Consider the following 3,434-nt stretch of genomic DNA (forward strand, 5'->3'; position numbering starts at 1 on the left):
AACGGCCGTCTCCTGTACAATACGGAGGAAAAAACCCTCTACGCGGACGGAGAACCCGTCAGGCTCACCGCCACGGAGACCAGAATCGTGGATCTGTTCATGCGCAATCCGGGCCGCGTGTTCCCGGCGGAGGAAATCTACCGCAGGGTCTGGAACGAAGAGGCCTATGCGTCGGAGAACACGGTCATGGTGCACATCCGGCGCATCCGCGAGAAACTGGAACTGAATCCCAAAGAGCCAGAATATATAAAGGTGGTGTGGGGCATTGGATACAAAATGGAAAAACAGGAAAAAAGCAATTAGCTTCCTCCTCTTCTTCCTGGGGGTCAGCCTGACTCTGGGAAGCCTGGCGGAAATCCTCAGGAGGAAGCCCGCAAGCGTCCATATCTGGGAGCTTGACAGGCTGCTGGAGGACGATTACCAGGAGAGCGCAAGGTTTCGGGCATACGTGGCGGGCCGCCTGGAGGATTTTCTGATCATGGCCACGGGCGGAGAGGGCCTGTGGGGCATCCGGGGATATGAGGACGGCGCCTATTATGGCAGCGGACAATGGTATGACGGCGGGTACGGATACGGCGACTCCGGCTTTCTCTCGGAGGCTGTCAGGGCCGATTTGCTCGAGGAGCAGGCCGAATTCTCCGTGGGGTATTCCGGCAGTGCTTCCGGTATGTCCGCGGAGGAGCTGGCGGACTGGCTGGAAAGCCTGAGGGAGATGCAGGAGGGCTACCAGGAGCTGCTGGATGCCATGGACAATGCGGAGGATTCCGCATCCATGGAGGCGTTCCGGTCCGGGCTGGAGGTGTACCGGGCGGAAATGGGCCATCTGATGGAAGCGCTGGAGGACAGCCTGCCGGATGGACTGTCCCGGGAACAGCGGAAGCCCCTGACGGAGGAACAGAAGCAGAAGATTGCCGGGAAGTACCACGACAGCATCAAGGGGGACAAGAATCTCCTCTATGCAGTCGCCTATGACGGCAAGGTGCTGTACAGCAATTCCGACCTTCTGGGAGCGGCCCCGGGCAGCGGGGAAGCGCAGGATTCCCAAAGTAAGGCGGCGGAGGGCATCTCCACGGCGTTCGGCGACGTGAGCCTGCCCGAGGGCTACAATTTCCTCCTGTATTTTGACGGGGAGAAAGTCCGGATCCTAAAGGACGGCAGGGAGGTGGACGTCTATGGGGACGGCTATTACCGGGAGGACAGTGACTGGTATGTGCCCGGCTATGCCAATTTCCGGACAGACGACGCCGTGAAGAAAGCCGCTGTCTGCATGGCCGTGGCGAAAGCCCCTGTGCTCTACATGGAGGGCTCCTACCAGAAGGGAGGCTCCATGCAGTATGACAACAGCCTCTACTGGATGGACACAAACCTCCGGACATGGCGGCAGAGCCTGGCGCAGGGCTTCACGGGCCTGGCCGCGGGCCTTGGGCTGCTGATCGCCGCGTTCCTTCTGCGCAAGAGCGGAAGACAGGCAAAGGAGGCCATCGCGTGCTTCCAGGCAAGGATCTGGCTGGAATGCAAGATTCTGCTGTTCCTGGCCCTTGTCTACGGGCTTTGGATGCTGCTGCTGGTGTTCCTGCTGGATTACGGGTACATGTGGGAGGAGGCGCTGTACGCATATGAGTACAACTTTAGCTTGGAGGGAGCCGCCTGGGTCGGCAGAGAGCTGGTAAGCGGCATCCCGCCCCTGTTCTGGATCCTGCTGTTCTGGGGCCTGTGGCTTCCCTGGAACGATTTGCGATATAATAGGAAGATATGGCGCTGCAGCCTGACGGCAAAGCTTTACCGCACATTCAGCGCGAAGAACATGAATCAGCCCCTGCCCCGGAAAATGTCCCGCAGAAATAAGCTGCTCTTCTTCGGAGGCCTGATTTACGCCCTCCTGATGATGCAACAGGTGGCGCTGGTGGATGTGCTCTGGAAAGGAGAGTACGTGAGAGCCATCGTCTGCCTGCTGGCCGTTCTGGAGACGATCCTCTTCCTGGCGGTGCTGTACCTGACCCTGAAGAAGAACATGAAAGCGGCCCGGGAGGTGGAAGCGCTGTCCCGCCGCATCACGGAAATCAGGAACGGCGACTATGGGGAGGGATGGAGCAAAGCGCCCGGCAGCGGCCCGGATGCACAAAACGAAAACGGCGAAGCGCCCGAAAACAGCCATGACCCGAAGCCCGGCAGCAGCGTCTCTGACCACGAAGCGGAATGCAGCCAGGACCTGCAGCCTGTCATGGCCCGGCTGGAGGACATCCGCCACGGCATGGCAGCGGCAGTGGACGAACAGATGAAGAGCCAGCGCATGAAGGTGGAGCTGATCGCCAATGTGTCCCATGACATCAAGACCCCCCTGACCTCCATCATCAGCTATGTGGAGCTCCTGAAGCAGGAGGAAGGCCTGCCGGATCATATCAGGGATTACGTCAGGATTCTGGACGAGAAATCCCAGCGCCTGAAGAACATGGTCACGGATGTGTTCGCGGTGAGCAAGGCCGCCTCCGGGGAGCTGCCCATGGAGATGGAGGAGCTGGACTTCGGCAAGCTCCTGCGCCAGACCCTGGCGGACATGGAGGAACAGATCAGGGACAGCGATGTGGTCTTCCGGACGGAAATCCCGGATGCGGCGGTGACGATCATGGCGGACGGCCAGCGCCTCTACCGCGTCTTCCAGAACCTGTTCCAGAACGCCATAAAATATTCCCTCCAGGGCTCCAGGGTGTACGTGGCCCTGCACACGGAAGGCTCTGCGGCGGTGGCCAGCGTGAAGAACACCTCCAGCCGGGAGCTGGAAAAGGGAAAGGACTTCGCCGAGCGCTTTGCCAGGGGAGACGCCAGCCGCACCGACGGCGGCAGCGGCCTGGGCCTCTCCATCGCCCAGAGCTTCACCGAGGCCTGCGGCGGAGAGTTCACCTGGGAGACGGACGCGGATCTGTTCATCGTCAAAATCGCGTTTCAGGTTCTGGCCGGCGACGGGAGCAATCATGATAGGCAATAGTGAAAAACACTGAAGAAAAGCCGGGCGGCCAAAGCTCTTTGGGAGCGTTGGCCGCCCCTCAAAAAAGCCCTGAAAAATGGGCTGCAAAACACTTGCAAAAAAAATTGAAAAAATTTGAAAAAAACACTTGCATTTTTCAAAAAGGTGTTGTATTATATACGAGTACCGAGGCGATGGGTTCTGAAAGACAGAAAAGCCGCGGACGAGGCTGATTGGTCAAGCGGTCAAGACGCCGCCCTCTCACGGCGGAAACAGGGGTTCGATTCCCCTATCAGCTGCTCTTAAGAGAATAGTTCTTGAAGGAAAGGTGCTGGGGACTGAATTCATAGTGTTCCGGCATTTTTTTTGTGAAAAATACCAGTTGCACATCTTTTTCTTTCGAGGTATAGTATTGCACGGATGCTCAAATAAAACACGGTATTTATACTGCGCACCGGTTAAATTTGCAGCG

General features: G+C 58.2%; 3 protein-coding genes and 1 tRNA gene. All 4 read left to right on the plus strand.

Annotated elements, in window-relative coordinates:
- Window positions 1-303: winged helix-turn-helix domain-containing protein (locus tag Q2B33_RS23555; protein WP_300823356.1), on the plus strand; the 303-nt coding region annotated here is incomplete at its 5' end.
- Window positions 266-2,983, plus strand: coding sequence for a sensor histidine kinase KdpD (locus Q2B33_RS23560; protein ID WP_300782124.1), 2,718 nt, complete (start codon window positions 266-268; stop codon window positions 2,981-2,983). The genes Q2B33_RS23555 and Q2B33_RS23560, both read left to right, overlap by 38 nt.
- A complete protein-coding gene (locus Q2B33_RS23565) occupies window positions 2,983-3,195 on the plus strand; it encodes a hypothetical protein (RefSeq protein WP_300782126.1) in 213 nt (70 codons plus the stop codon). The genes Q2B33_RS23560 and Q2B33_RS23565 overlap by 1 nt, the downstream gene beginning before the upstream one ends.
- Window positions 3,190-3,261: transfer RNA gene (locus Q2B33_RS23570), tRNA-Glu, on the plus strand. Before Q2B33_RS23565 ends, Q2B33_RS23570 begins: the two co-directional genes overlap by 6 nt.
- Window positions 3,262-3,434: the final 173 nt, after the last annotated feature.

Source organism: uncultured Acetatifactor sp., from assembly GCF_948601915.1.
Lineage (GTDB): Bacteria > Bacillota > Clostridia > Lachnospirales > Lachnospiraceae > Acetatifactor.